This window comes from Yinghuangia sp. ASG 101 (genome assembly GCF_021165735.1).
Lineage (GTDB): Bacteria > Actinomycetota > Actinomycetes > Streptomycetales > Streptomycetaceae > Yinghuangia.
Map to the genome: position 1 here is coordinate 3931216 of NZ_CP088911.1, position 26915 is coordinate 3958130.

Annotated in this window: 20 protein-coding genes and 2 tRNA genes; 7 read left to right on the plus strand and 15 right to left on the minus strand. The window is 71.9% G+C overall.

Features of this window, described 5'->3' with window-relative positions; all coding sequences use genetic code 11:
• The first annotated feature begins 122 nt into the window (after positions 1–122).
• Positions 123–794, plus strand: coding sequence for an ArsR/SmtB family transcription factor (locus LO772_RS16765; RefSeq protein ID WP_231779206.1), 672 nt, complete (start codon positions 123–125; stop codon positions 792–794).
• A gap of 46 nt (positions 795–840) precedes the next feature.
• Complete coding sequence (locus tag LO772_RS16770) at positions 841–3402, plus strand: ABC transporter permease (RefSeq protein WP_231779207.1); 2562 nt, start codon at positions 841–843, stop codon at positions 3400–3402.
• A gap of 62 nt (positions 3403–3464) precedes the next feature.
• Here the strand turns inward: LO772_RS16770 and LO772_RS16775 are convergent, their stop codons facing one another.
• The 5 genes from LO772_RS16775 to LO772_RS16795 all read right to left on the minus strand — a co-directional run bounded on the left by LO772_RS16775 (position 3465) and on the right by LO772_RS16795 (position 10429).
• Positions 3465–4277 carry an ABC transporter ATP-binding protein gene (locus LO772_RS16775; RefSeq protein WP_231779208.1) on the minus strand — a complete coding sequence of 271 codons (813 nt, stop codon included), beginning with the start codon at positions 4275–4277 and terminating at the stop codon, positions 3465–3467.
• Complete coding sequence (locus LO772_RS16780; protein ID WP_231779209.1) at positions 4274–7063, minus strand: ABC transporter permease subunit; 2790 nt, start codon at positions 7061–7063, stop codon at positions 4274–4276. The genes LO772_RS16775 and LO772_RS16780 overlap by 4 nt, the downstream gene beginning before the upstream one ends.
• Positions 7060–8316 carry an ABC transporter substrate-binding protein gene (locus LO772_RS16785; protein WP_231779210.1) on the minus strand — a complete coding sequence of 419 codons (1257 nt, stop codon included), beginning with the start codon at positions 8314–8316 and terminating at the stop codon, positions 7060–7062. The genes LO772_RS16780 and LO772_RS16785 overlap by 4 nt, the downstream gene beginning before the upstream one ends.
• Positions 8317–8904: 588 nt before the next feature.
• Positions 8905–9111 (minus strand): developmental transcriptional regulator BldC, encoded by a 207-nt coding sequence (gene bldC, locus LO772_RS16790; protein ID WP_003949541.1) that lies wholly within the window; start codon positions 9109–9111, stop codon positions 8905–8907.
• Between the two features lie 439 nt (positions 9112–9550).
• Positions 9551–10429, minus strand: coding sequence for a hypothetical protein (locus tag LO772_RS16795; RefSeq protein WP_443089427.1), 879 nt, complete (start codon positions 10427–10429; stop codon positions 9551–9553).
• 212 nt (positions 10430–10641) lie between these two features.
• Here LO772_RS16795 and LO772_RS16800 point away from each other — a divergent pair, with 212 nt between their 5' ends.
• Both LO772_RS16800 and LO772_RS16805 read left to right on the plus strand, forming a co-directional pair.
• Positions 10642–11769 (plus strand): Glu/Leu/Phe/Val family dehydrogenase, encoded by a 1128-nt coding sequence (locus tag LO772_RS16800; RefSeq protein ID WP_231779211.1) that lies wholly within the window; start codon positions 10642–10644, stop codon positions 11767–11769.
• Between the two features lie 208 nt (positions 11770–11977).
• Complete coding sequence (locus LO772_RS16805; protein ID WP_231779212.1) at positions 11978–12250, plus strand: DUF3073 domain-containing protein; 273 nt, start codon at positions 11978–11980, stop codon at positions 12248–12250.
• 293 nt (positions 12251–12543) lie between these two features.
• Here the strand turns inward: LO772_RS16805 and purM are convergent, their stop codons facing one another.
• The 7 genes from purM to purS form a co-directional block, all read right to left on the minus strand.
• Positions 12544–13602: a phosphoribosylformylglycinamidine cyclo-ligase gene (gene purM, locus LO772_RS16810; protein ID WP_231779213.1), complete on the minus strand. Its 1059-nt coding sequence runs from the start codon at positions 13600–13602 to the stop codon at positions 12544–12546.
• Between the two features lie 206 nt (positions 13603–13808).
• On the minus strand, positions 13809–15374 hold the full coding sequence (gene purF, locus LO772_RS16815) for an amidophosphoribosyltransferase (RefSeq protein ID WP_231779214.1): 1566 nt from the start codon (positions 15372–15374) through the stop codon (positions 13809–13811).
• A gap of 37 nt (positions 15375–15411) precedes the next feature.
• Positions 15412–16200, minus strand: a complete 789-nt coding sequence (locus LO772_RS16820) for a maleylpyruvate isomerase family mycothiol-dependent enzyme (protein WP_231779215.1) — start codon at positions 16198–16200, stop codon at positions 15412–15414.
• Positions 16201–16814: 614 nt separating this feature from the next.
• Positions 16815–17591 (minus strand): helix-turn-helix transcriptional regulator, encoded by a 777-nt coding sequence (locus LO772_RS16825; protein ID WP_231779216.1) that lies wholly within the window; start codon positions 17589–17591, stop codon positions 16815–16817.
• 78 nt (positions 17592–17669) lie between these two features.
• Positions 17670–19961 carry a phosphoribosylformylglycinamidine synthase subunit PurL gene (gene purL, locus LO772_RS16830; protein WP_231779217.1) on the minus strand — a complete coding sequence of 764 codons (2292 nt, stop codon included), beginning with the start codon at positions 19959–19961 and terminating at the stop codon, positions 17670–17672.
• Complete coding sequence (gene purQ, locus LO772_RS16835) at positions 19958–20635, minus strand: phosphoribosylformylglycinamidine synthase subunit PurQ (protein ID WP_231779218.1); 678 nt, start codon at positions 20633–20635, stop codon at positions 19958–19960. The genes purL and purQ overlap by 4 nt, the downstream gene beginning before the upstream one ends.
• A complete protein-coding gene (gene purS, locus LO772_RS16840; RefSeq protein ID WP_231779219.1) occupies positions 20632–20880 on the minus strand; it encodes a phosphoribosylformylglycinamidine synthase subunit PurS in 249 nt (82 codons plus the stop codon). The genes purQ and purS overlap by 4 nt, the downstream gene beginning before the upstream one ends.
• A gap of 660 nt (positions 20881–21540) precedes the next feature.
• On the opposite strand from purS, the gene LO772_RS16845 reads away from it, so the two are divergent.
• From LO772_RS16845 to LO772_RS16855, 3 genes are all read left to right on the plus strand, one after another.
• Entirely contained in the window at positions 21541–21858 is a 318-nt protein-coding gene (locus LO772_RS16845; RefSeq protein ID WP_231779220.1) for a histone-like nucleoid-structuring protein Lsr2, read from the plus strand.
• A gap of 223 nt (positions 21859–22081) precedes the next feature.
• Positions 22082–22153, plus strand: a tRNA-Gly gene (locus LO772_RS16850).
• An 85-nt stretch (positions 22154–22238) separates the two neighbouring features.
• Positions 22239–22311: transfer RNA gene (locus tag LO772_RS16855), tRNA-Gly, on the plus strand.
• A 133-nt stretch (positions 22312–22444) separates the two neighbouring features.
• Here the strand turns inward: LO772_RS16855 and LO772_RS16860 are convergent.
• The 3 genes from LO772_RS16860 to LO772_RS16870 all read right to left on the minus strand — a co-directional run bounded on the left by LO772_RS16860 (position 22445) and on the right by LO772_RS16870 (position 26796).
• Positions 22445–23347, minus strand: a complete 903-nt coding sequence (locus LO772_RS16860; RefSeq protein WP_231779221.1) for a phosphoribosylaminoimidazolesuccinocarboxamide synthase — start codon at positions 23345–23347, stop codon at positions 22445–22447.
• A 132-nt stretch (positions 23348–23479) separates the two neighbouring features.
• A complete protein-coding gene (locus LO772_RS16865; RefSeq protein WP_231779222.1) occupies positions 23480–25051 on the minus strand; it encodes a N,N-dimethylformamidase beta subunit family domain-containing protein in 1572 nt (523 codons plus the stop codon).
• Between the two features lie 332 nt (positions 25052–25383).
• Positions 25384–26796, minus strand: a complete 1413-nt coding sequence (locus tag LO772_RS16870) for a hypothetical protein (protein WP_231779223.1) — start codon at positions 26794–26796, stop codon at positions 25384–25386.
• Positions 26797–26915: the final 119 nt, after the last annotated feature.

The window sequence follows — 26915 nt, forward strand, 5'->3', positions numbered from 1 at the left end:
ACAAGGTGGTCGGAATCACGGCCCCCGCCCCGCCCCACCGAGCCGTACGGGGGTTGTCCCCCCTCTCCGATCCGGGGGGCGGCACCAGTGCACAGAAACCTGTGCACTCCTAGCGTGGCGGTATGGCAGACCAAGCGGAACCGGCGCGGGACGCGGCCGAGGCGGCCGAGGCACCGCCCCCGCCACCCCGCGAGATCGACGACCTCGCGGCCCTGAAGACCCTCGCCCACCCCCGGCGCGGCCGGATCATGCGCCACCTGACCGGCCGCGGCCCCGCCACGTCGGCCGGACTGGCCCGCGCGCTCGGCCTCAATACCGGCGCCACCAGCTACCACCTGCGCGAACTCGCACGCCACGGCTTCGTCGAGGAGATCTCCCCGGACGGGGCGCACGGCCGCGAGCGCTGGTGGCGGGCGGTACGCGCCGACCTCCGCTTCCCGCCGCGCAGCCGCCAGACCCCGGACATGCGGGCGGCCCTCGACGAGATGAACCGGCTCTCCTTCGCCGCCGACATCGAGGCGTTCGTCCGCTACCGGCACGACACCCCCGCCGACGACCCGTGGGCCGACGCCGCCCCGTACTCGCGCGGCACCGTCCACGTCACGGTCGACGAACTCGCCGAGTTCTTCGAGGAGTTCATCGCGCTGACCAACCGCTACAAGCGCGACCCGGACACGCTGCCGCCCGGCGTCCGCCTCGTCCGGACCCGCTTCCTCGCGTTCCCCGACCCCGACCCCGGCGCGACCCACAGGCCCGGGCCGGACCACGAGGACCCCGCCGCGACCCGCGACTGACCACCCGGCGCCCCCGCGCACGACGCCCACCGACCACGGAGTCCCGATGCTCAGCCTGGCCTGGTCCACCCTGCGCGCCCGCAAAAGCGGGTTCGCCGGCGCGTTCACCGCACTGCTGTGCGCCGCCGCCCTGATCACCGCGTGCGGTGTCCTCCTCGAAACCGGCCTGCGCGGCGGCATACCCGCCGAGCGGTACGCCGGCACCCCCGTCGTTGTCACCGCCGACCAGGACCTGCACTGGACCAAGCACAAGAAGGGCAAGGAGAAGACCAAGTCCAAGCCCCTCACCGAGCGGGCCTGGCTCGACGCCGCCACCGCGGACCGCCTCGCCGCACTGCCCGGCGTACGCGCCGTCGTCCCCGAACTCACCTTCGACGCCACGGTGTTCACCGCCGACGGACACCCCCTGAAAGGCCCCGGCGACGGCCCGTCCTGGGGCCACGCCTGGGACTCCGCGGTACTCACCCCCTTCACCCTGACCGCGGGCGACGCCCCCGCGGGCCCCGACGACGTCGTCCTCGACGCCGCGCTGGCGGCCCGCGCCGGAGCGGCGGTCGGCGACGCCGTCACCGTGCAGTCCACCGCGGCGCCCAAGACCTACCGCGTCACCGGGATCGCCGCACCGGACGACCGCGACGGCCTGGCCCGGCAGTCCGCGCTCTTCTTCGCCGCCCCCGAGGCCGAACGCCTCGCCGGCCACCCCGGCCGGGTCGCCGCGGTCGGCCTCCTGCCCGCGCCCGGCACCGACACCGGCGACCTCGCCCGAGCCGCCCGCGACGCCCTGGACGGAACCACCGCGAAAGTACGCACCGGCGACGCCCGCGGCCCCGCGGAATTCCTCGACGCCGGCAAGGCCCGCGTGACCCTCGTCAGCCTCGGCGGCGCCCTCGGGGGCACATCCCTGCTGGTCGCGATCATCGTCGTCGCCGGGACCTTCGCCCTGTCCCTGAACCAGCGGCGCCGCGAACTCGCGCTGCTGCGCGCGGTCGGCGCGACCCCCCGCCAGATCCGGCGCATGGTCGGCCTGGAGGCCGTCCTCATCGGCCTGCTCGCGGGCGGGCTCGGCGCGTTCGCGGGCCTCGCGCTGTCGGCGTGGCTGCACACGCGGTTCGTCGCGGTGGGCGCCATGCCCAAGAGCCTCGAACTCGCCCACAGCCCCTTCCCGCCACTCGCCGCCGTCCTGGCCACTCTCGCCGCCGCGTGGGCCGCCGCGCGCGTCTCCGCCCGGCGCCCCGCCCGCGTCCGCCCGACCGAGGCCCTGACCGACGCGGCGATCGAACCCGACCGCGTGGGCAAGGCCCGTACCCTCGCCGGCGTCCTCCTGCTGGCCGGCTACGGCGTCCTCCTGGCGGTGCTGCGCGGCCTGCACGTCGAACCGGCCGCGACCCCGGTCATGTTCGTGTCCGTGGTGCTCGCCGTCATCGCGATCGCCCTGCTCGGCCCGCTCCTCGCGCGCGGCGGCCTGGCCCTGCTCTCCGGACCGATGCGCCTGCTGTCCCCGCTCGGCGGCCGACTCGCGGCGGGCAACTCGCGCACGCGCCCCCGCGACGTCGCGGCGGTCGTCACCCCGCTGACCCTCGCCATCGCGATGGCGTCGACGATCCTCTTCAGCCAGACCACCACCGCACACGCCGCCGAGGCCCAGATGGCGGCGGGGAGCCGCGCCGACCACGTCGTGGCCTCGTCCGGTCCGGGCGTCCCCGGCGCCGCGGTCGACGCCATCCGGGCCGTGCCCGGCGTCGCGGGCGCCACCGAGATCATCCGGACCACCGTGCGCGCCGGGCAGGACAAGTTCACCGCCCAAGGCGTCACCACCGACGGCTTCGCCGACATGCTCGACCTCGGCACGACGTCCGGGAACCCGGCCGACCTCGCCGAGGGGACCGTCGCGGTGAGCGAATCCGCCCGGCGCATCAAGAACGTCTCCGTCGGCGACGACCTGGAGGTCACGCTCGGCGACGGCGTGCGGGTCCGGCTGCGCGTCGTCGCGGTGTACGAACGCGGCCTGGGCTTCGGCGACCTGACGATGCCGCACGACCTGGTCGCGGCACACGTGGACCATCCGCTCGCCGAGCAGGTGCTGGTGCGCACCGGCCCCACCGACGCCCCGGACACCGTCGCGCGGGCCCTCGACGCCGCGACCGCCGCGTACCCCGGCGTCCGCGTACTCGACCGCGGCGAGGCGGAGGCCGTCCGCAAGGACCGGCAGGGCACCCAGGCCCAGGTCAACCTCGTCGCGATGGGCCTGATCATCGCGTTCACCGCCATCGCGGTGGTCAACACCCTGGTGATGGCGACCTCCGCCCGAGGCCGCGAGTTCGCCCTGCTCCGGCTGGTGGGCATGACCCGCCCGCAGGTCATGCGGATGCTGCGCTGGGAGACGCTGGTCACCCTGCTGCTCGCCGTCGTCCTCGGCACGGCGATCGCGTGGCTCACACTGAGCGCCTACGCCCGGGGCATGACCGGCACCGGCACGGTGTACGCCCCACCGCTCACCTGTTGCGTGATCCTCGGCGCCGCGGCGGCCCTCGCGGTCACCGCGACCGTCCTCCCGGCCCGGCTGCTGCTGCGCGCCAACGCCGCCGAGGCGATCGGCGTGCGGGAGTGAGCGCGCCCGGCACCGCGGTACGGCGGGACCGCCCCGGCCGGGGACGGGGCGGTCCCGCCCGCTCACCCCGTCCCGAGATACGCGTCCCGCACCGCCTGCTCCGCACGCACCTCGGCGGGCGACCCCTCCGCGAGGACCTCGCCGAGGTTCAGCACCACCACCCGCGAGGCCAGCCCCATCACGAACGCGACATCGTGCTCCACCAGCAGCACCGCGCACCGCTCCTGATCGGCCAGGCGGCGGACGACCTCGGCGAGCCACATGCGCTCCGCCGCCGACATGCCCGACGCCGGCTCGTCGAGCAGCAGCACCTTGGGGGTGTCCACCACGGCGCGGGCGAGTTCCACCATGCGCGCCTGCCCGACCGGCAGCGTTCCGGCGTACACGTCCCGCAACCGGGTGAGGCCGCACAGCTCCAGAATCTCCTCGGCGCGGGCCCGGCGCTCCCGTTCGCGCCGCCGCCGACCGGGCAACGCCAGCAGATCCGCGCCGACGCCGCCGCCCCCGCCGCGCCACTCCGCCGCGACGACGAGGTTGTCGCGCACGGTCAGCCGCCCGAACAGCTGCTGCCGCTGGAACGTGCGGCGCACCCCGTGCCGGGCACGCCACACCGGGCCGCGCCCCGACACGTCGTCCGCGGCGAACCGCACCACGCCCGTGTCGGGCCTGCGGATACCCGACAGCACGTCGAACAACGTCGTCTTCCCGGCGCCGTTGGGACCGATCAATCCGCAGACCTCGCCGGTGCGCACCTCCACCGTGACGTCGTGCAGCGCCCGGATGCCGCCGAACGCGACACCGACACCCTCGGCCCGCAACACCGCGGACGGCGCCGCGGGTTCGGGGGATCCGGTCACCGGAGTCGTAGCGCTCACGACCGCGTCACCTCCCCTCTGCCGCGCATCCGGTCCCGGTCCCGCGGTGCCTCCTCCGCCGCGAGGCCGAGGTACGCGGACGTCAGCCGGTTCTCGTCGACCTCGTCGCGCGGGCCGGTCCACGAGACCGTGCCGACGCGCATGAACGCGACCGTGTCGGCGACCGTCAGGATCTCCGCCGCCTTCTCCTCCACCAGCAGCAACGCGACGCCCCGATCCCGGAGTTCCACCACGAACCGGAAGATCTCGTCGACCACCAGCGGCGCGAGACCGAGGGACGGCTCGTCGGCGATCAACACGCGCGGCGGGCGCACCAGCAGCGGTGCCATGGTCAGTTGCTGCTGCTCACCGCCCGACAGCGCACCGGCGGCCACCTTGCGGCGCGCCGCCAGGTCCGGGAACCGCTCGTACGCGCGGTCGCGTTCGTCGCCGGAGCGCAGCCACATCGCGAGGTTCTCGTCGATCGTGAGCGACGGGAAGATGCCGCGCCCCTCCGGTGCCAGGAGCACGCCGTCCCGTGACCGGCGTACCGCCGACAACCGGGTGACGTCGCGGAACACCCCTTCACCCGCGGCCAGTTCGACGCTGCCCGCACTCGGCGTGAGCAGGCCCGCGGCGACCGCGCACGTGGTGGTCTTGCCGGCGCCGTTCGCGCCGAGCAGCGCGGTGATCGATCCCGCGCGGATGTCCAGGTCGACACCGTGCAGCACCTCGACGTCGCCGTACCCCGCCCGCACCCCGCGCAGCCGCAGCAGCACCTCCGCGTCGGCGGCGTGCCCGGGCGACGACGCTTCGGCCGGTGCGGGTGTGACGGATTCCTTGCGCGCCACGGCCGCCGCCCGCGCCGGGTCGGGCACCGACCCGCGGCGCACCGCCTTGGCCCGCAGAGCATGCAGCCCTTCGGTGAGCTGCACGATGTAGCCCTCGGGATTCCCGGCCAGCGCGAGGCCGGCGAGGCCGAACAGGATGACGGGCAGGTGGGGCGAGTCGGTGACGTAGTCCTCCATGATGTGCGGGAACAGCGAGAACGTCAGCCCCGCGACCACCGCGAACTGCGGCCTGCGCACCCCCGCGGCGACCGCGATCGCCAGCCAGACCAGCCCGTTCATCGCCGTGTAATCGGTCGCGGTGACACGCGTGGAGAACGACGCGAGGAACACCCCGCCGAACCCGGCGATGCCCGCCGAGATCGCGAACAGCGCCAGCTTCGTCCGCACCACCGACACACCCGACGCCATCGCCGCCGGAGGCGCCGACCGCACCGCCAGCATCGCCCGCCCCGACGCCGAATCCTCCAGATTCCGAATCACCACGACCACCAACGCCACCACCACCAGCAGGAACAACGCCAGCGCCCGGTCGTCCGACAGATCCACCGGCCCCACCACCGGCCGCGGAACCTCCCACCCCTCATCCCCGTTGCGCAGCCACCGCATCTGGAACAGCACCTGATCACCCAGGAACGCCAGCGCGAGCGTCGCCAGCGCCAGCATCCGCCCCGACAACCGCAACGCCGGCAGCGCGACGACCACACCCAACAGCGCCGCGACGACGGTTCCGACCACCAGCGCGACGAGGAACGGCACCCCGTGGCTCATCAGCAGCCCGGCGGTCAGCGCCGACGCCATCACGAACGTCGCCTGCGCCAGACTCACCATCCCCCCCAGCCCGGTCACCACCGTGAACGACAGGAACACCAGCGACGCCGCCAGGCCCTGCGCGATCAGGCCGATCCAGAACGCGGTCGTCCACGTGTACAGGCTCACCGCCAGGAACACCCCCGACGCCACCCACGGCGCCCACCGCCGCCACACCGGCATCCCCGCCAGATAATCCGGCGGCGGCGCATCCACCGCCGCCGTCCCCGCACTCCGCCGCCCCCGCGACAACACCAGCAACCCCACGAACAACAAGATGAACGGCACCGCGGTACGGAACCCGGTGATCCGCTCCGTCCACGACGGCGCGTACCCCGCCACCAGGTTCTGCACGACCCCCAGCAGCAGACCCCCCGCGAACGCGACCGGCACCGACACGAACCGGCCGAGTACGGCCGCCGCCGCCGACACGAACAACAGCAGCGTGTAGTCGGACGAGCTGAGCGCGAGCAGCGGTACGGCCAGCACCCCGACCGCGCCCGCCAGCCCCGCCGACAGCATCCACGCGAACCCCGACAACCGGTCCGCACTCACCCCCCGCAGTTCGGTGAGCGTGCGGCTGTCCACCGACGCCCGCAACCGCAGGCCCAGCGGCGTGTGCCGCATCAGCACCCACAACCCCACCGCCACCACCGCGGTGACGATCCAGGTGATCAACTGGTTCGAGTCGATCCCGACCCCGTCCATCACCTCCCAGTGCCTGGGCGGGTTCGGGCCCACGCCGGGCAGTCCGTACTGGTTCTCCGCCGGCACCAAATCCACTCCGGCGTCGGTGAGCAGCTTGACCGCCCACAGGCCCATCGCGGGCAGCGCGACCAGCAGGCCGATGGTCGCCACGATCTGCGGTGTCTCGCCGAGGCGGGCGAGTCTGCGGAACATGATCGCGTCGAGCGCCCAGCCGAGTCCGGGGGCGAAGACGAACACGGTGAACAGCGCGGCCGGGACGGCGGGCCACCCCAGGCCCTGGTTGAGTTCGTAGAAGACCAGCGCGGACAGGAACGCGGTGGCGCCGTGCGCGAAGTTCAGGACCCCCGAGGCCGAGTAGGCCAGCACCAGCCCGGAGGCCAGCAGTGCGTAGATCGCCCCGGTCACCAGACCGCTGACGACATAGCCGACGAACTCGCTCATGAGAACGGCACGGTCGGGAAGCACTTGTACGGAGACGTGATCGTGTACGCCTCGCCTTTGAGCTGTACCATCGCGGCGCAGCCGAACGACTCCTTGCGGCCTTCGGGGAATTTCCGGTCACCGACCAGCGCGTACGTGTCCCGGAAGTTCGCCGCCGCCGTCTGGAACGCGTCGACGGTCAGATTGGGCCCGGCCTGTTTCGCGATCGCCAGGAACAAATCGGCCGAGTTCCAGCCGACCATCATCGACTGGTTCCATTCCGTGACCGGTTCGCCCTTGGCCTTGGCGATGTACTCCTTGAACCTCGCCATCTCCGGAAGCGTCGATTCGAACGGCATGTTCTGGACGAACACCTGCACGTCCTGCAGCGTTTCGCGCGCCGCGGCCTGTTTCAGCAGCGACGGGTCGTAGTCGGTCGCGTCGCTCAGGACGCCTTGGAACCCGGCCCGCTTGAGTGCCGCGAACAGACCGATGTTGCCCGGCGTCTGCATGATCGAGACGACGACGTCGGGGGCCTTGCCGTTGTTGCTCGACATGATCTCGCCGACCCACGGGCTCCAGTCGGTGGGCACCGCGGTGCCGGGCACCGTGGCCTTGCCGTACGAGATGGTGAACCCCGCGCCGGGGAAGGCCTGTTGGTAGGTGCGCAGGCCGAACTTCCCGGCGTCGTTGTCCTGGGCGAGGAGCGCCACGGTCCGTCCCTCTCCGCCGCCGAGCACGCTCGCGAGCTGTCCGGGCCAGGACGTGCTGACGGTGCCGCCGGGGCTGGGCACGAGGCAGCCGTTGTAGCCGTAGCCGTACGGCTTGTCGCAGAACGCGGGCAGGGTGCCCCAGCCGATGTACGGGGTCTTGTTGGTGTTGAGGAAGTCGGCGGAGCCGCCGATGGTCACGGTGCTGACCGGGACGACGGCGAACACCTTGTCCTGCTGCACGAGTTTGCGGACCGCGGTGATCGTGCGGCCCGGGTCCTGGAAGTCGTCCTCGGACCCGATGTAGTCGATCTCCCGTCCGTTCACGCCGCCTTCGTCGTTGGCCATCATGAACCGGGCCTTGGCGCCGAGGTCGGTGTCGGCCTTGCCGTAGCCGGAGGCGGTGGTCTTCGAGACCACGCCGCCGATCTTGATCGGGCCTTGGGACGCGGACGTGTCCGACCGGTCGTTCGTGTCGTCGGTGCCGGTGGTCGAGGAGTTGCATCCGGCGATCAGCAGGACCGGCACCAGCGCCAGGCCTGCGACGTGTAGGAGTCGGGGCAAGGGTTCCTCCTCACGGACCGCCGGGCCGAGGGCCTGACGGATTTGCGGTCGTTCACCTGACGGGGCCGCCGGGGCAGCACGGTGTTGCCGTACGTGATTCGCGAGGACTTGCGGGCCCGCCGCACACCGTCTTGTCGACGTGGCGACCGGCTGAGAGTCGTGATTGTGTGCCGGACCTGATAGATCGTCAATAGCCGTTGCAGGACAGAAATGTCGCCGCCTGATGACCCGTCAGTTCAGGGTCGGGGCGGACACCGCGACGGCACCGGCCGTGACGCCGGCCGCGGCGTTCGCGTGATCCGCGCGTCTTGCGGCGGTATCGCCCGGCACCCCCGGCAAACCAACCGGGCGGAGGCCGGTGGGCCATCCCCTGTGACACACGTCACGGTTTTGACTGGAAATGATTTTCAAAAGAGGCCGGAAACAGGCCATGCATTGTATGTGATATTTTACTGATTACGAGGATGCCACGCCGTGAAAATCACCGGCGGAACCCCCGGAAACGCAAAAAAGCATCGCCCCCGGATCCGGCGGGATCCGGGGGCGACACTCAAGACAACGGCTGATGCAGGTTTCCCTGCCTCGGCATCAGGCCTCGCTGCGCTGCTGCGGGATACCCGCAAGCAGGGCACGAACCTCCGCCTCGCGGTAGCGACGGTGGCCACCGAGGGTGCGGATCGACGTGAGCTTGCCGGCCTTGGCCCAGCGCGTGACCGTCTTCGGGTCGACGCGGAACATGGTGGCAACCTCGGCCGGCGTCAGCAGCGGCTCGGCATCAGGCGTACGAGCGGTCATGAGCGGCCTCCTCGGGAGAACCGAACCAAGCACGGTTCTTTCTTCAAATTCTGCACCTTGACCCCCGATGCCCGAAATGGTTGTCGAGGGCCAAGTCGGTTATAGGACGAACGGCTTGTCCTTCACAGTACAAGTACACCATCCGGTGACCCTGGTTGGTCAAACCGCCGGAATTGGCATCGCAGCACTCAAGAGGCGCGATCCCGAAGGACCGTACATAGCGGACAGTTACCCGCCAGTGACAAAGAGTCACATGCGACCGAACAGCACCGTTCATCCTCCCCAGCCACAGCAAACTCCTGTTGTTGCATGGTGGGGCGTGGACCGAAGAGCCGACGGCACCCTTTGTCCGATTCATCATATACGAGCAATTCGCCGCCGTATGCTCCCTATGAGATGTTGATCTCAGAAATTCATGCCGACTGCGCTTTTGGTCCACTCAGCTGGCATGCTCCAGAGCCCGCACCGCGGACCACCGTTCGGTGATCCGCCGATAGGCCTCCGACGCGCGCGCCCCGTCACCCGCCGCGAGAGCCGCCAGGCCCTCCGCGACGTGCTCCGCGGTGCGCTCCTCGGCGAGGTCGCCGGACGGGATCAACCGCACCAGACCACCGAAGTCGAGTTCGACCATCGCCCGCGGATGGAATTCTTCCAGCCAACGGCCCAGATGTTCGAGTCCGATGATCAACGCCCCCTCCTCCAAGGTGTCCCGCAGCACGCGCAGCGCGCGGGCCACCCGCCGCCGAGCTTGCACCATCGGCGTTCGGTAGTACAGTTCCCAGCCCCCGCCCGCGCCTTCCGGACCGTCCGGCGTGACGAGCACGCGCTCGTCCTGCGCGAAGAGCACGAACCACCGCATGGGCACGTGCCACGTACTGCTGTGGATGTGCGGCTGCACGTCAGGGTTCCGGGCCCGCCACCGCTCGTGGTCCGCCTCGGCCTGTTCCAGAACGACTTTGGGCCAAAAAGCGTCCAGCACCACAGGCGGGAATTCCTCGCGCATTTCGGCCAATGCGGTCCAACAGCGCAACCGCGTCTGTCTCGGACACACGACCGGCACGCCGTCGATCTCCGCGACGAACGCGTCCTCGCTCTCGTGCGGCGGCGCCGGCTCCGGCGGGGTCGCGAGGATGCTCTCCAACGCCGCCCGCTGCTCCGCCGCGGTCAGCTCCGCCGTCGATCCCTCCCGCCAGACACGCCGGGAGTGCACATCGCGCACATACTCCGCCCACCGTGAGCGCTCGGGTTCCGGAAACGCCGCGAGAGGTTCGTACACACGCAGATACGCCGCGTAGGGGGCCACCACCGAAGTCCGCACGTACGGAATGTTCGCACGGCCGCCGACAGGCCGCCGGACCGCCCGGGGCCATCCCGGCGGGTGCCCCCGACAGCGCCCGCCGCCGTCATCGCGGCCCGCGCCGGCCCACCCGTATCGCCCAGTCCTCGCCCCCGTCGCCCGGGGCGCACCGCACTACTGTTGAGGCAGTCGCCCGCGACCACCCCCGCGGGCCGGACTCGGGAGTCACCACAGTGACCACAAGCGCGACGGACACGACAACCGGCACCACCACGCGGCCCCCCACCCGGGGGCCCGTTTTCGGCAGGGGCACCGGCCACGAGCAGGTCGTCTTCTGCCAGGACGAGGCGACCGGCCTGCGCGCCGTCATCGCCGTCTACTCGACCGCCCTGGGCCCCTCCCTCGGCGGCACGCGGTTCCACCCGTACGCGACCGAGGACGCGGCCGTCGAGGACGTCCTCAACCTCGCGAAGGGCATGGCCTACAAGAACGCCCTCGCCGGGCTCGACCACGGCGGCGGCAAGGCCGTCATCATCGGCGACCCGGCCCGCGACAAGACCGAGGCGCTGCTGCGGGCGTACGGCCGCTTCGTCCAGTCGCTCGGAGGCCGCTACATCACCGCGTGTGACGTCGGCACCTACGTCGAGGACATGGACGTCGTGGCCCGCGAATGCCGTTTCGTGACCGGCCGCTCCCCCGACTCCGGCGGTGCCGGGGACTCCTCCGTGCTCACCGCCTTCGGGGTCTTCCAGGGCATGCTCGCGAGCGCGGAGCACCGCTGGGGCGATCCGACGCTGCGGGGCCGCCGCGTCGGCGTCGCGGGTGTCGGCAAGGTCGGCAGGCACCTCGTCGCCCACCTGCTGGAGGACGGGGCGGACGTGGTCATCACGGACGTCGACCCCGCGGCCGTCGACCGCGTGCGCGCGGCACACCCGACCGTCGCCGTCGCGACCGACACCGACGCGCTGATCCGCGACAGCCTCGACGTGTACGCGCCCTGCGCCCTCGGCGGCGCGCTCGACGACGCCACGGTGCAGGTCCTCACCGCCTCGATCGTGTGCGGCGCGGCCAACAACCAGCTCGCCCACCCCGGCGTCGACAAATCGCTCGCGGACCGCGGCGTGCTCTACGCACCCGACTACGTGGTGAACGCCGGAGGCGTGATCCAGGTCGCCGACGAGTTGCACGGCTTCGACTTCGACCGGGCCAAACGCAAGGCCGCCGGCATCCGCGCGACGACCGCGAAGGTCTTCGAACTGGCCGCCGAAGAGGGCGTTCCGCCGGCCGTCGCGGCCGACCGACTCGCCGAACGACGGATGGCTGATGTGGGTCGTCTGCGCGGGATCTACCTTGGAAGCTGAATCACACGGTATCGTCAGGCACGGCAAAGGACCCGTGATCAGGCCCCTGACCAGCCGGAACAGCGTTGCCGGGTCGGGGTCCGAGCCCACCTGTCACCCAGGCGACGTACCGTCGCGCCGCGGAAGCAGGTACCGTTGAGGCACCACGGGCCGGTTCGGAATTGGGCGAACCGTCCCTGATAGTGAACGCGTGTCAAGACCCGGGGCCGTGAGCCCCGTCGTTGAGGGGGTCGAGTCCATGGGGCGCGGCCGGGCCAAGGCCAAGCAGACAAAGGTCGCCCGCCAGCTGAAGTACAACAGCGGCGGAACGGACCTGAACCGTCTGGCCGAAGAGCTGGGCGTGTCGTCAGCCGATGAACCGCAGGTTCAGTCGGACGACACGTATGAAGACGAGCTCGACGATCCCTACGCGGCGTATGCGGATTATTACGACGACGAGGACGACGACGAGGACAACGGCGGTCGCACCGGCCGACGCTGATCCCCGCGTCGGCTCCGTCCGACGGTCCGCCTCCCGTGTCAGGGGTGGAGCAGCACCCGATCGGTCCGGGACCCGACCTCCCCAGGTCGGTCCCGGGCCCTTTCTGCTGTTTTTGGGGTCGCACACCACCGGGCCGCCCGGTGGTGTGCCGCCGTGCGTTCCGCGATGTCCGCGGGCCCTCGACCCGCGCGCCGGCGGTGACGGCAGGCCGGGGCACCGGCCCGGCCGCGCTGCCGGGCCGCCGCGGCGAAGCGGTCGCGTACGGGCGGTGTGACCCGCCCGCGACCTCCGGTTCAGTGTGCGTACGCCCCCTCCAGCGAGGCCTGGCCGGTACCGGCCTCGATCCGGCCGAGCACCCACGCGGGCACCTCGCGCTCGGCGAGCACCGCCAGAGCCGTGTCGACCGCCCCGGCCGGGACGACGGCGACCATGCCGACGCCCATGTTGAGCGTCTTCTCGATCTCCGGCAGCGCGACTCCCCCGACCTCGGCGACGAGCGAGAAGACCGCCCCGGGACTCCACGACGCGCGGTCCAGGCGTGCGTCCAGGTGGTCCGGCAGCACGCGGGCCAGGTTGGCCGCCAGGCCGCCGCCGGTGACGTGCGAGAAAGCGTGCACCTCGGTGCGGCGGACCAGGTCGAGGCAGTCCAGCGAGTAGATGCGCGTCGGCTCCAGAAGCTCCTCGCCGAGCGTGCGGCCGAACTCGGGCACGTTCCGGTCCAGCGCCCATCCAGCTTGGGTGAGGAGAACGTGGCGCACGAGCGAGTAGCCGTTCGAGTGCAGCCCGGACGACGCCATCGCGATCACGGCGTCGCCCTCGCGGACCCGCTCGGCGCCGAGCAGCTTGTCGGCTTCGACGACGCCCGTCCCGGCGCCCGCGACGTCGTACTCGTCGGGGTCCAGGAGCCCGGGGTGCTCGGCCGTCTCGCCGCCGACCAGCGCGCAGCCCGCCAGCACGCAGCCTTCCGCGATGCCCTTCACGATCGCCGCGATCCGCTCGGGGACGACCTTGCCGGTGGCGATGTAGTCGGTCATGAACAGCGGCTCGGCACCGCACACGACCAGGTCGTCGACGACCATGCCGACCAGGTCGCGCCCGATCGTGTCGTGCTTGTCCATGCGCTGCGCGATCGCCACCTTGGTGCCGACCCCGTCGGTCGACGTCGCGAGCAGCGGGCGCTCGTAGCGCTTGAACGCGGACGCGTCGAAGAGCCCCGCGAAACCCCCGATGCCGCCCAGGACCTCGGGGCGGGAGGCCTTGCCGACCCACGTCTTCATCAGTTCGACGGCGCGGTCGCCGGCCTCGATGTCGACGCCCGCGGCGGCGTAGGTGGTGGAGGGGGTCTCAGTCACGGCGGTACGGCCCTTCCGGGTCGGCTGGCTGGCGTGCTCGGCTCGCAGCAGGGAGTTGGTGGCGTTCGGGGCGGACGGATGAGCGGTTCGCGGGTCCGGACGCGGTGGCCGGCCGTCCCGCGTCCGCCGGGACACGGAACCGGACCGGCGGCGGTCACCCCCGGCACCGGGACGCCGCACGGATCCGCGCCGCGGCGGGCGACGGCCTAGGGCCGCCGGAGGGCGTCTTCGGCGCCGGCACCGCCCAGCAGCGTCTGGACGCCGTCCACGTCACTGCGTACGGACTGCTCCAAGCCCTCCAGAAGGTGCTTGCCCAGGCGCTCGGGATCGGGCAGTTCGATCGGGTAGATCCCGTCGAAGCAGGCCCGGCACAGGTTGTCCTTGGGGATCGTGGTCGCCTCGACCATCGCGTCGATCGAGATGTACGCGAGCGAGTCGGCGCCCAGCGACTTGGCGATCTCGTCGACGGACAGGCCGTTGGCGATCAGCTCGGCGCGCGTCGCGAAGTCGATGCCGAAGAAGCACGGCCACTTCACCGGCGGCGACGAGATGCGCACGTGCACCTCGGCCGCACCGGCCTCGCGCAGCATGCGGACCAGGGCGCGCTGCGTGTTGCCGCGCACGATCGAGTCGTCGACGACCACGAGGCGCTTGCCGGCGATGACCTCGCGCAGCGGGTTGAGCTTGAGGCGGATGCCGAGTTGCCGGATGGTCTGGCTGGGCTGGATGAAGGTGCGTCCGACGTACGAGTTCTTGACCAGGCCCTGGCCGAAGGGGATGCCCGAGGCCTCCGCGTAGCCGATCGCGGCGGGCGTGCCCGACTCGGGGGTGGGCATCACGAGATCGGCCTCGACGGGGGCCTCCTGCGCGAGGCGGCGGCCCATCTCGACGCGGGACGCGTGCACGCCGCGGCCGGCGATCGAGGTGTCGGGGCGGGCGAGGTAGACGTACTCGAAGACGCAGCCCTTGGGCTTGGCCTCGGCGAACCGCTGCGAGCGCAGGCCGTGCTCGTCGATCGCGACCAGCTCGCCCGGCTCGATCTCGCGGATGAACGACGCGCCGACGATGTCCAGCGCGGCGGTCTCGCTCGCCGCCACCCAGCCGCGTTCGAGGCGGCCGAGGACGAGCGGGCGGATGCCCTGCGGGTCGCGCGCGGCGTACAGCGTGCCCTCGTCCATGAAGACCAGGGAGAACGCGCCCCGGGCGTGGGGCAGGACCTGCATCGCCGCTGCCTCCAGCGACAGGTCCGGGTGCCCGGCCAGGAGGGACGCGAGGAGGTTCGTGTCGCTGTTCGCCTCAATGCGGCCTTGGTGCCGCGCGTGCGCCGAGCCGTACTCGCCGCCGTTCGCCGCCTGCTCCGCGACCATGCGGGCCAGTTCACCGGTGTTGGTGAGGTTGCCGTTGTGGCCGAGCGCGATGCTCCCGGTCGCGGTGGCCCGGAACGTCGGCTGGGCGTTCTCCCATACCGAGGAGCCGGTGGTCGAGTAGCGGGCGTGGCCGATGGCCATGTGCCCGCGCAGGGATCCCAGCGTCGCCTCGTCGAAGACCTGGGAGACCAGGCCCATGTCCTTGAAGACGAGGATCTGGGAGCCGTTGCTCACGGCGATGCCCGCGGATTCCGTCCCGCGGTGCTGCAACGCGTAGAGCCCGAAATAGGTGAGTTTGGCAACCTCTTCGCCGGGGGCCCAGACACCGAAGACGCCGCAAGCGTCCTGGGGGCCCTTCTCGCCGGGGAAGAGATCGTGGTTGAGTCGTCCGTCGCCACGTGGCACGCCGACGAGTCTACGCGAGGCCATCCGAGGGCGCCGATCACCCCAAGAGCGGCAGCCATCCGGTCAGATCCGCACGCTCCCCACTGGCCCGCACGGCGCCCGAGTCGACGGCGTCTTCCCAGGTCAGGCGGCCTGTGCTGAGACGAAGCCAGGTGCGCGGGTCGGTCTCGACGACATTCGGCGGAGTTCCCCGCGTGTGTTTGGGGCCTGTGACGCATTGCACGACGGCGAACGGCGGAATCCGGACCTCGACGGCGTGCCCGGGGACGCGGACCGCCAGCACGTCGGCGAGGACGCGGGTGACGACCGCGAGGGCCTGGCGGTCGTGCGGGAACGCCGCGCCGGTCGCGCGCTCCAGGTCGTCGGCGTGCACCACGGCCTCGATCAGGCGCGTGACGAGCATGTCGGCGGCGCGCATCGGGCCCACGCGCGTGGCGCACAGCCGGTTCTCCGGGGTCGCCTCGACCGCTCGCACGGCCTGGTCCAGGTAGTCGGCGGGAGTGCGGCCGGCGGCGGACATCTCGTGCGCGATCTCGGCGATGGCGGGCGCCCCGGCGGCGACGCCGGCCGCCCACTGCCCCACGGTCAGTGGCGGGCCGGCGGGCTCCGGCGCGGAGGTCCAGCGGGGGACGGCCGAGACACCGGTGGCGATGTGGCCGATCAGGTCGCCGATGTCCCAGCCCTCCAGGCCGGACGGCTCGGCCCGCCGCGCGGTGTCGAGCCCGTCGATGAACGCCACGAGCGCCCGCCATTCGGCGGTGAGTGCCGACCGCACGCGCCGCGGGTCGACGGGACGGATTGCGGGAGTACGCGGGGCCGGCGGCATGCGCGGAAGGATATGCCCGCCTCGGACGTGCCGACGAACGGTTTTCCCCAGGCCATCGACCACTTCCGAGGTTTTCCACAGGTTGTGGCCGATCGGCGGCGAAGCCCGGAATGGACGGCGACCATGGACGGAAGACAGGACACCGCGAAGACGGCAACAAAACGTTCTGTTTCCCGGTGCGGCGAGATCCGCGTGCGGGCGACCCGCGAAATCACCGAAAGGAAAAGCACATGGTGGTCGACGGAAATTCACCCACATTTCGCCGGCCGGTCGGCGGCGCGCAAACGACAAGGCCCGGCCCCGCGGATGATCGGGTTCCGGGCCTTGCTCGTTCGGGAATCCCCCCGGATCCCCCCGATTTCCCCCCTGTGGCCGACCGCCGACGGCAGCGCCGACTGTCGTTCCCCCCACGGGTCTTATCTTGGCGGCCCGGCCCCGCGCGGTCCATGGCACCAAGGTGGAATCCGCTACGCGGGTGGATCCGCCCCTGGTGGGTGCGGCTGTCCGCGGCCGGGCGTGGGGGCGGCGGGCGGGCCGAGAGCCGGCCCGGGGCCGCCGCGCCCCGGGCCGGGTGGCGATCGGGGCCGGGGGCGCGAGCGGGCGCGGCAGTGGGGTCACACCGCCAGCGCCCTCGCCACGAACTGTGTCCGGCTGCCGCATCCCGCCGCGCGGAGCACCGCCGTCACGTGCTTCTTCACCGTGTCGACCCCGACCTGGAGTTCGACCGCGATCTCCAGGTTGCTGCGGCCTTGCAGGAGCAGGCGCGCGACGCCGCGCTGCGCGGGTGTGAGGTTCGCGGCCCACGACGCGTTCCCGCGGTCGGGCACGCGCGCGTCCAGCATCGGGGGCACGTGGGTGCCGATCAGCGCGAGGAGCAGCCGCTCCTTGGGGCCGAACGTCCCCGACTCGGCCGCCATCAGGCCGATCCCGCCGATGCACGTCTCGGCGACCAGCGGTTGGACGAGCTTCTCGTGGATGCGCTGACGGAACAGGAAACGGTGCAGGTAGTCGCGGTGTTCGTCGCGCATGTGGTCGCGGAGGTCGTCGAGACCCAGGTTTCCCGGCCCGGTGCGCAGGCGCGCCCGCAGCCGCTCGCTGGTGCCGAGGGTCGCGAACGGGTCGATGTGGTGGTAGGTCTCGATGTACGCGTCCAGCATCGAGCGTGTGCGGCCGATGAATTCGGGCTCGGTGTCGCGGAACAGCCCGGGCACGCTGTCGCCCAGGAAGAACGTGATGTCGCGGTAGCCGAACCGCCGGGCCAGCGCGTCGATGAGCGTGCGCCGCAGGTCGCGGAGCGTGCGCGTCGCGCCGCAGTCGGAGAGCAGTCCGAAGAAGGCGTCGTAGTCGCGCGCGGTGAAGATCTCGGAATGGTGGGGCAGCAGCCCGTCCACAGCACCCCCTGGGCGTACCGTGCACAAACGTCACAAGCCGCGCCCACTCCGTTGGTGGACGCGGCTTGTGACGATATATCAGCCGAACAGCCCGCGAAGCGTACTCCGGCCGGCCTCCCGCAGCTCGTCCACGCCGACCGTGAACTGGCCCTGGATTTCGAGGACTTCGCCGTCCACGACGCCGATCCGCGCGACCGGCAGGTGGCGTACGCGGCACATGTCGGTGAAGCGCAGCTCCTCGCTGCGCGGCACCGCCACGATCGCGCGGCCCGCCGACTCGCTGAACAGGGCGACGAACGGATCGAGTTCTTCCGGGAGCACGATGCGCGCGCCGTTGCCGCCGCGCACGCACGCCTCGACGAGCGCCTGCGCGAGGCCGCCGTCCGCGAGGTCGTGGGCGGCGTCGACCATCCCGTCGCGCGAGCCCGCGATGAGGATGTCGGCGAGCAGGCGCTCGCGCTCCAGGTCGACGCGCGGCGGCAGGCCGCCGAGGTGGCCGTGCGCGACGTCCGCCCAGACGGATCCCGACAGTTCCTCGTGGGTGTCGCCCAGGAGCAGGATGATCTGCCCCTCCTCGCGGAACCCGATCGGGGTGCGCCGGGTGACGTCGTCGATGACACCGAGCACGCCGACCACGGGCGTCGGGTGGATCGCGACATCGCCGGTCTGGTTGTAGAACGACACGTTGCCGCCGGTCACCGGGGTGCCCAGCGTCCGGCACGCGTCCGCGAGACCGCGGCAGGCCTCGGCGAACTGCCACATGACGCCGGGGTCTTCGGGCGAACCGAAGTTGAGGCAGTCGGTGACGGCCAGCGGGCGGGCGCCCGTGACGGCGACGTTGCGGTACGCCTCGGCGAGCGCCAACTGCGCGCCGGTGTACGGGTCGAGCTTGCAGAAGCGGCCGTTGCCGTCGGTGGACAGCGCGACGCCGAGGTTGGTCTCCTCGTCGACGCGGACCATGCCGGCGTCCTCGGGCTGCGCGAGAACGGTGTTGCCGAGGACGTACCGGTCGTATTGCTCGGTGATCCACGACTTGTCGGCGAGGTTGGGCGAGCCGGTGACCTTGAGCAGCGTCGCCCGCAGCTCGTCGCCGCCCCGCGGGCGCGGCAGGCGCTCCGCGGCGTCCGCGCGCAGGGCGTCCTGGGTCTCGGGCCGCGCGAAGGGCCGCTCGTAGACGGGTCCTTCGTGGGCGACCGTGCGCGGCGGCACGTCGACGATCTGCTCGCCGTGCCAGAAGATCTCCAGGCGGTCGCCGTCCGTCACCTCGCCGATGACGGTCGCGATGACGTCCCACTTCTCGCAGATCTCCAGGAACCGCGCGATCTTGCCGGGCTCGACGATCGCGCACATGCGCTCCTGCGACTCGCTCATGAGGATTTCCTCGGGAGCGAGCGTCGCGTCGCGCAACGGCACCGTGTCGAGGTCGACGCGCATGCCGCCGGAGCCGGCCGACGCCAGCTCGGAGGTCGCGCACGAGAGGCCGGCCCCGCCGAGGTCCTGGATCCCGGTGACCAGGTCCTCCGCGAAGACCTCCAGCGTGCACTCGATGAGCAGCTTCTCCTGGAACGGGTCGCCGACCTGGACCGCGGGGCGCTTCGCCGGGCCGTCCGCGTCGAAGGTCTCGGACGCCAGCACCGAGACGCCGCCGATGCCGTCGCCGCCGGTGCGGGCGCCGTAGAGGACGACCAGGTTGCCGGCTCCGGACGCCTTGGCCAGGTGGATGTCCTCGTGCTTCATGACGCCCACGCACAGCGCGTTGACCAGCGGGTTTCCCTGATAGCAGGGGTCGAAGACCACCTCGCCGCCGATATTGGGCAGGCCGAGGCAGTTGCCGTAGCCGCCGATCCCGGCGACCACGCCGGGCAGGACGCGGCGGGTGTCGGGGTGGTCCGCGGCCCCGAAGCGCAGCGGGTCCATGACGGCGACCGGACGCGCGCCCATCGCGAGGATGTCGCGCACGATGCCGCCGATCCCGGTGGCCGCGCCCTGGTACGGCTCGACGTAGCTGGGGTGGTTGTGCGACTCGACCTTGAAGGTGACCGCGTACCCCTGGCCGATGTCGACGACGCCGGCGTTCTCGCCGATGCCGACGAGCATGGCCTCCGACGCGGGGGCCTTCTCGCCGAACTGGCGCAGGTGCACCTTGCTCGACTTGTAGGAGCAGTGCTCGGACCACATGACCGAGTACATCGCCAGCTCGGAGCTGGTCGGGCGGCGGTCGAGGATGGTGACGATGCGCTGGTATTCGTCGTCCTTCAGGCCGAGCTCGGCGTACGGCTGGCCGAAGGTGTGCGCGCCGACGGGCCCGGCGGTGAGCCAGTCGCGGTCCTTGGAGTCGTCTTTGGCCGTGTCGACCGTGTCGAGGCTCATGCTCCGACCAGTTTCTTGAGTACGGACGTGAAGAACCCGAGGCCGTCCGTCGTCGGGCCGGTCAGCGGCTCGACGGCGTGCTCGGGGTGCGGCATGAGCCCGACGACGTTGCCGGCCTCGTTGGCGATCCCGGCGATGTCGCGGCGCGAGCCGTTGGGGTTCCCGCCGAGGTACCGCGCGACGACGCGCCCTTCCGCCTCCAGGAGGTCGAGCGTGCGCTCGTCGGCGACGTACGACCCCTCGCCGTTCTTGAGCGGGACGACGATCTCCTGGCCCGTTTCGTACGACCCGGTCCAGGCGGTCGCGGCGTTCTCGATCCGCAGCCGTTGGTCGCGGCAGACGAAGTGCAGGTGGTCGTTGCGCGTGAGCGCGCCCGGCAGCAGGTGAGACTCGCACAGGATCTGGAAGCCGTTGCAGATGCCGAGCACGGGGAGGCCGCCCCGGGCGTCGGCGATGATCGTCTCCATCACCGGCGAGAAGCGCGAGATCGCTCCGCACCGCAGGTAGTCGCCGTAGCTGAAGCCGCCCGGGAGCACGACGCCGTCGACGCCGCGCAGGTCGCGGTCGCGGTGCCACAGCGCGACGGGCTCGGCGCCCGCGAGCCGGACGGCGCGCTGCGCGTCGTGGTCGTCGAGCGATCCGGGGAAGGTGACGACGCCGATCCGTGTGGTCACTGGTCCTCGACCCTCACGGTGAAGTCCTCGATGACCGTGTTGGCCAGGAAGGTTTCGGCGGCTTCGCGAATGCGCGCGAGGGCGGCATCGTCGACCGGGCCTTCGAGTTCGAGTTCGAATCGCTTGCCTTGGCGGACATCGGTGATCCCGGCGAATCCGAGGCGTGGCAGCGCTCGCTGCACGGCCTGGCCCTGGGGATCGAGAATTTCCGGCTTGAGCATGACGTCGACGACGACGCGTGCCACGCGCACTCCCACTGTGCTGGTGCCGGACCTCCGGGTCAGCCGCGGTTTCGGCGGCTGCGCGAGGATCGGCTGCTGGATCTCGGGGCCGGTACGGACCCCCTGTTCGGCGCATCCAGCCTACCCGGGCCGCGGGGCGGCGCCCCGAGCGGAGGTCCGGTTATCCACAGGGCGCGGGTTGTCCACAGGTCAGCCGCTGTGGACAACCTGGCCATCACTCGTTCGAGTGAACTACGCGGATGATCGGATCACCGGCCGCGACCTGCGAGAATGTCAATAAATAACCGAAGCGGCGTCGCCGGAGGGCCCGGGAGCCGCCCTGCTCACCCACAGGAACCGCAACTTATCCACAGGCTGTGGACAGCCCGCCCCGACACCCGACCGCCACTCGGCCCAACGCACCCGCCGCCCCGCGACCACCGGGGCCGCGCCCGACCGACCCGCGCGCGGATCGGCTCTTGACGGCGCCGCGCCGCGCCCGCGAATATCGGCAAGCCCGACGAATTCATTGCCCGGGCAGTAAATTATCGGAAGCGACGACAAGATCGTGCCGGTTCACCGTTTGTCGCTTCATGCCGCCGACTTATACTCGGCATTGAGTCTTTACTCTTCTTTTTCGCAGGTTTTCAGGTCATCAGGTCATCGCCTGGAGAGGACACCGCCATGGCCCAGCGCGTAGTGGTGACGCTGCAAGACGACATCGACGGAAGCTCTGCCGCGGAGACCATCCGCTTCGGCCTCGACGGCAGGTCGTACGAAATCGACCTTTCGGAAGGGCACGCCCAGGAGATGCGTGATCTGCTCGGCCGCTATGTCGAGGCCGCACGGCGCACCACGAAGTCCGGCAAGCCGTTCCGCCAGACCACCGTCGCCCCGGACCCGAAGGCGGTCCGCGAGTGGGCCAGGTCGCAGGGCATGGACGTGCCGACGCGCGGCCGTATTCCGCGCAGCATCTACCAGGAATTCGAAGCGGCCAACTGAGCCGTGCCCCCGTCGATCCGCGCCCGTCCGACATTGCGGCTATTCGCACCGTCGGGCGGGCGCAGCCGCGTCGGGGGCCGCGAGGCCGGCGGAGGGCTTTTTCCCGGGGATTTTTCGGTGATATCAGACATCCTCGGGCGTATGGCCCCGAGACTGTCCGCAGCACTCCCGTCACTCCGCTAGAGTTCTACTCGTCGCCGGGAACGAACAAAACCCGGAACACGCAGGTGTAGCTCAGTGGCAGAGCGTCCTCTTTCCAAGAGGAAGGCGCAGTGTTCGATCCCTGTCACCTGCTCGACCCGAACGACCCCGCGCGGTTTCGGTACCGGTCCGCGCATGGGGTACAGTAGGGAAATCGACAGGGGCCCAGCCCCCGTCATGCGGACGTGGCTCAGTTGGTAGAGCATCACCTTGCCAAGGTGAGGGTCGCGAGTTCGAATCTCGTCGTCCGCTCCGAAGAAGAACGAAAGGCCGAGCCCTGGGCTCGGCCTTTCGCGTTGGCGCGTGATCTCGGTGTCGATCGGCCGCGGGCGGGGCCGCGCGGACGAACACCCGCGCGACCCCGGCACCGCACACACCGGAACGGTCAGGCCCAGCGCCGTCCCGTCAGCCGCTCGTAGGCCTCCACGTACTTCGCGCGGGTCCGCTCCACCACGGCCTCCGGCAGCACCGGCGGCGGCCCGTCGGCCGTGCGGTCCCAGCCGGACTCCGCCGACGCCAGCCAGTCGCGGACGTACTGCTTGTCGAACGACGGCTGCGCGTGGCCGGGCTCCCACAGGTCCGCCGGCCAGAACCGCGAGGAGTCGGGGGTCAGCACCTCGTCGGCGAGGACCAGCCCGCCGGAGCCGTCGAGGCCGAACTCGAACTTGGTGTCGGCGAGGACGATGCCGCGCTCGCGCGCGATGTCGCGGGCCCGCGAGTACACCGCCAGGGTCGCCTGCCGCAGATTCGCCGCCAGCTCCGCGCCCACCTGCGCGGCCACATGCTCGTACGTCACGTTCTCGTCGTGCTCGCCGACGGCGGCCTTCGTCGCGGGCGTGAAGATGGGGGCCGGCAGCTCGGAGCCGTCCACAAGGCCTTCCGGCAGCGTCACGCCGCACACCGTGCGGCTCTCCCGGTACTCCGTGAGCCCGGACCCCGCCAGGTAGCCCCGCGCGACGCACTCGACCGGCACCATGTCGAGACGGCGGCAGACCAGCGTGCGACCCGCCCAGTCGGCGGGCGCCCCGGCCGGCGGCTCCGCCGACAGCACGTGGTTCGGGTAGAGGTCGCTCAGCAGGTCGAACCACCACAGCGACAGGGCCGTGAGGATCCGGCCCTTCTCCGGGATCTCCGGGTCGAGCACCCAGTCGAACGCGGAGATCCGGTTGCTCGCGACCATCACCAGGTTGCCGTCCGGGTCCGTGTACAGGTCGCGGACCTTGCCGGTGTGCGTGTGGATCAGCCCGGGCACGGCCACGGGCTCGGGCTTGGTGACGAAACCGCTCACTGGACTGCTTTCCTCACTCTTGCCCCCGCTCGCTTGTTCGACGCCGGACGCGGCACCGCCTCCCCACGCCCGGCCCCGTGAGTCTTTCACGCGGTCCGCGGCACCCTTCCGCGGCGGCCCGGGCGCGCGGCGTCACGCCCCGCGGAGCCTGTCGAAGAGGTTCGCCGTGGCCCGCCGGACGCGGTCGTCCTTGTACTTCGCGTGCCCCAGCGCGAGCGCCCAGTTGAACGTTCCGGCACAGAACAGCACCGTGCCGTCGGGCTGTTCGCACACCGACGTGTTCTGCACCCGCGTGCCGCCCGTGCGCAGCTCGTACGGCGACTGCGACAGCAGCGTCTGCCGCGCCTCCGCGGGCGTCGGCGTCCCCGCCTCGACGCCGTCGGCCTCGCCGCCGACCAGCTTGTCGATCCGGTCGCCGTCGCGCACGCCCGTGCCCGACCACAGCCAGTGCCCCGACGCGGTGACGACGAGCGGCGTGTGTCGCGCGACGATGCCGTTGTACTGGATGCCGAGGAACTCCTGCTCGGGGCGGCGGATGCGGCGCCACATGTCGGTCGGGGCGGACAGCAGCGGCGCGCCCGGATCGGCGTCGTTGCGCCAGCAGTTCATGACGCGGTTGGCGACGCCGCGCGCGTTCTTCTCGAACCGCACGTGCCAGTAGATGTTGTTGGCCGTCAGCCACGCCTGCCCGACGCCCGCCCGACGCGCGTCCTCGACGACCCTGCGCATCGGATCGGACCAGTACTCGTCGTGGCCGCAGAACACCATCGCGCGGTACCAGGACGGGTCGACGGAGCCGTCCTCGATGTCGACGGACGACGCGTACACCACATCGTGCCCCGCGCGTTCCATCCAGGTGATCGCGCTCTGGTCGAGGTCGAAGCGCGTCGGGATGCCGTCCTTCATGTACGGGCGGTCGAACGACACCCTGCGGGCCCGGACCGCGTAGGCGTTGCCCCCGCCCGCGGCATAGCCGTAGTAGAGGCTCTTCCCGACCCGCCCGTCGAGCGGGTACTGGTTGTAGGCCTGGTAGGTGCTGAACGGCAGCACGACGAGGAAGTCCGCCGAGCGCTGGTCGTCGCGCACCACGAACACCGTGTAGTTGCGGTTGCCGTGCCGGTCGTCGAACACCGCGAGGTACGCCCCCGACGTCCACTCGCGCGGCACGTCCAGGCTCCAGACGACCGGCCAATCGCACGACAGCATGCCGCCGACCGCGTCGAGCGCGGGCGGCGCCCCGGGAACGCCGTGCAGCTCCGGACTGGTCGTCATGTGCCGCGCCCCGGCGCCGTCGTAATCGCCGAGGCGGTAGACCGCGATGGTGTACGCGCCGGCGGGCGCGACCGACACGTGGAAGTCCAGGCGTTCGCCCGCGGCGACGCTGGTGGCCGACGTGTAGCCCTTGATCCGGTGGGCCACGTCGTCGCTCGTCCGCGAGCCGTGATGGCCGGGCTTCCACGCGGTGCTGCCGGTCCGGGCGTTCTCGACCCTGACGCGCTCGGGGTCGGACGCCGGGATGCTCCGGGGCCGGACCACGGGCGCGGCCGGCGCCGCCGGGGCGGCGGGCGCGGCCGGAGCGGCCGACGGAGGCGCCGCCGCCGGCACCGCGCGCCCGGGAGCGGAACGCCACCACATCAGCCCGGCCGTCGTCGCGCCCACGGCACCCAGCGCGCCCAAGGCCCCCCGCCGATTCACCACAGGCACTTCGCTGCTCCTCGTGTAGACGCGCGCCCCCGCGGCGTCGCGTGGACGACCGTACGGAACGGACGTCCGCGCCGACACCGCGCGTGTGCGTACCAAGCCCGGTGCGGACCACGAGGGTTCGCCACTTCCCGCCGCGCGCACGAGCCCGGCGGCCCCGGGCACGCCGCGGCCCCGCGAGCACGGCCGGGGACGGACGCCGGCACCGCGCCCGCGCGAACCCCCGCGCGGCTGCCGACGGGCCGGTCACGGCCGGTGCGACGAAAACCGGCGGCCCTTTGTGGCCACCGCACTTGTCGACGTGCGACGGCCGCCGGTCGGTTGCATCCCGGGCGTCAGCCGCCGAGGCGGATCGGCTCTCCGGTACGCACGCCGATGCCGTCCAACCAGGTGCGCAGCGGTACGTCGTCGTGGTCGTCGACGGCACGGCCGACCAGGCCGGGCAGGTCCGCGACGCGGTCGCCGGTGTCGGCGAGAACGGCGCCGTCGAGCCAGTCGACGGCGGCGTGCATGCGCCCGGTGTCCACCGCGGCACAGGCGACCAGGGCGATGACGTGGTCCGTCATGTGCTCGGGGTCGAACGCGGCGGCGTCGTGGCGTGCCGGGCCGGACCGGCCGCGCCGGGCCCCCGGGGCGCGGTCGCGAATGCGGTCGAGCACCCGGCCGACGTTCGCGGGGCCGCGGCGGCCGTCGGACGCGTCGAGCGCGTCGACCAGCACACTCGCGCGGGTTCGCCAGATCGGCTCGATCACCTCGCCGGGGTAGTCTTCCCAGCCGACGGGCCGCCGCTCGCCGTCGTCGGCGAAGATGTCGGCGGCCAGCCGGGACACGCGCGCGTCGACCCGCGCGGGGTCCACCAGCAGGTCGCACGCGGGGCGTTCGGCGAGCCGGGCGCCGAACACGTCCGCCAGCCGGTCGCGTTGCGACAGCTCGGTGAGCGCCGCGACGACCCCGGCCATCAGCGCGTCCGGGTAGCGGCCGAGGTCCCACGCGGGTGCCGCGAGCCGGGTCAGCAGCCGGTCCCAGCCGGCGTACGCGAGCCCGACCTGCTCGTGCGCGGTGGCCCGCAGCGGTGCGTCGATCTCCTGCGCACGGGCCGACGCCCACGCGGCGACGTCGCGTTCCATCACCTCGGCCGGTCCGCGCGACAGGTCCACGAGTTGGCGGGCGAACGCGCGCGGGACGCGGCGCAGCGGCGCGGTCCACGGGACCGCCGAGGGCGGGCGGACGCGGGCCGCGTACGGGTGCGCGACGGCGTCGAGGCGGCGCACCCAGGCGCGGGCCGACGCGATCGCGGGGTCGGTCGCGGGCGCGGTGCCGGCGACGACCGGGGCGAGCAGCGCGCGCAGCTCGCCGACGCGCAGCCACCACACGAACGGGGCGCCGACCACGAGCACGGTGCGCGGGCGCGACCACGGGCGCCGCGTGTCCTGTTCGAGCCAGCTGTCGCACTCGGGACAGATCCGCACCTCGTCGGGGGCCGGCACGTCCAGGTCGGCGGCGAGGCCGGCGACCATGCGGTGGAACTCGGGCGCGTCCTCGACGGGCAGCGGGACCGATCCGCTGCGCGGTTTGCGCACCAGCACGAGCCCGAGCGCGGCCCAGGCGATCAGCAGCGACAGCCCGGCCGCGAGGACGGTGAGGACCGTCCCGGGCAGATTCTGACCGGAACTGCGCGTAGCGCCGGTCCACAGCAGCGCGATGGCTCCGAGCGCGCACAAAATCGCACCGGTACGGACACGCAGCACACTCCTCGCCCGCGCACGGGCCTCGGCGGCACCGGTCACCCGTTCGCCCCCATCCAGGATTCGGGTCACCCAGCACGGCCCGCCCCGGGGAAGGCCGTGGAGCACGGTTCGCCGCACGG

What these genes read in the sequence shown, in the direction of transcription:
- LO772_RS16765 (WP_231779206.1), top strand. Translation starts at nt 123, where the DNA reads ATGGCAGACCAAGCGGAACCGGCGCGGGACGCGGCCGAGGCGGCCGAG.
- LO772_RS16770 (WP_231779207.1), top strand. Translation starts at nt 841, where the DNA reads ATGCTCAGCCTGGCCTGGTCCACCCTGCGCGCCCGCAAAAGCGGGTTC.
- LO772_RS16780 (WP_231779209.1), bottom strand. Translation starts at nt 7,063, where the DNA reads ATGAGCGAGTTCGTCGGCTATGTCGTCAGCGGTCTGGTGACCGGGGCG.
- bldC (WP_003949541.1), bottom strand. Translation starts at nt 9,111, where the DNA reads ATGACCGCTCGTACGCCTGATGCCGAGCCGCTGCTGACGCCGGCCGAG.
- LO772_RS16820 (WP_231779215.1), bottom strand. Translation starts at nt 16,200, where the DNA reads ATGCCGCCGGCCCCGCGTACTCCCGCAATCCGTCCCGTCGACCCGCGG.
- purL (WP_231779217.1), bottom strand. Translation starts at nt 19,961, where the DNA reads ATGAGCCTCGACACGGTCGACACGGCCAAAGACGACTCCAAGGACCGC.
- LO772_RS16845 (WP_231779220.1), top strand. Translation starts at nt 21,541, where the DNA reads ATGGCCCAGCGCGTAGTGGTGACGCTGCAAGACGACATCGACGGAAGC.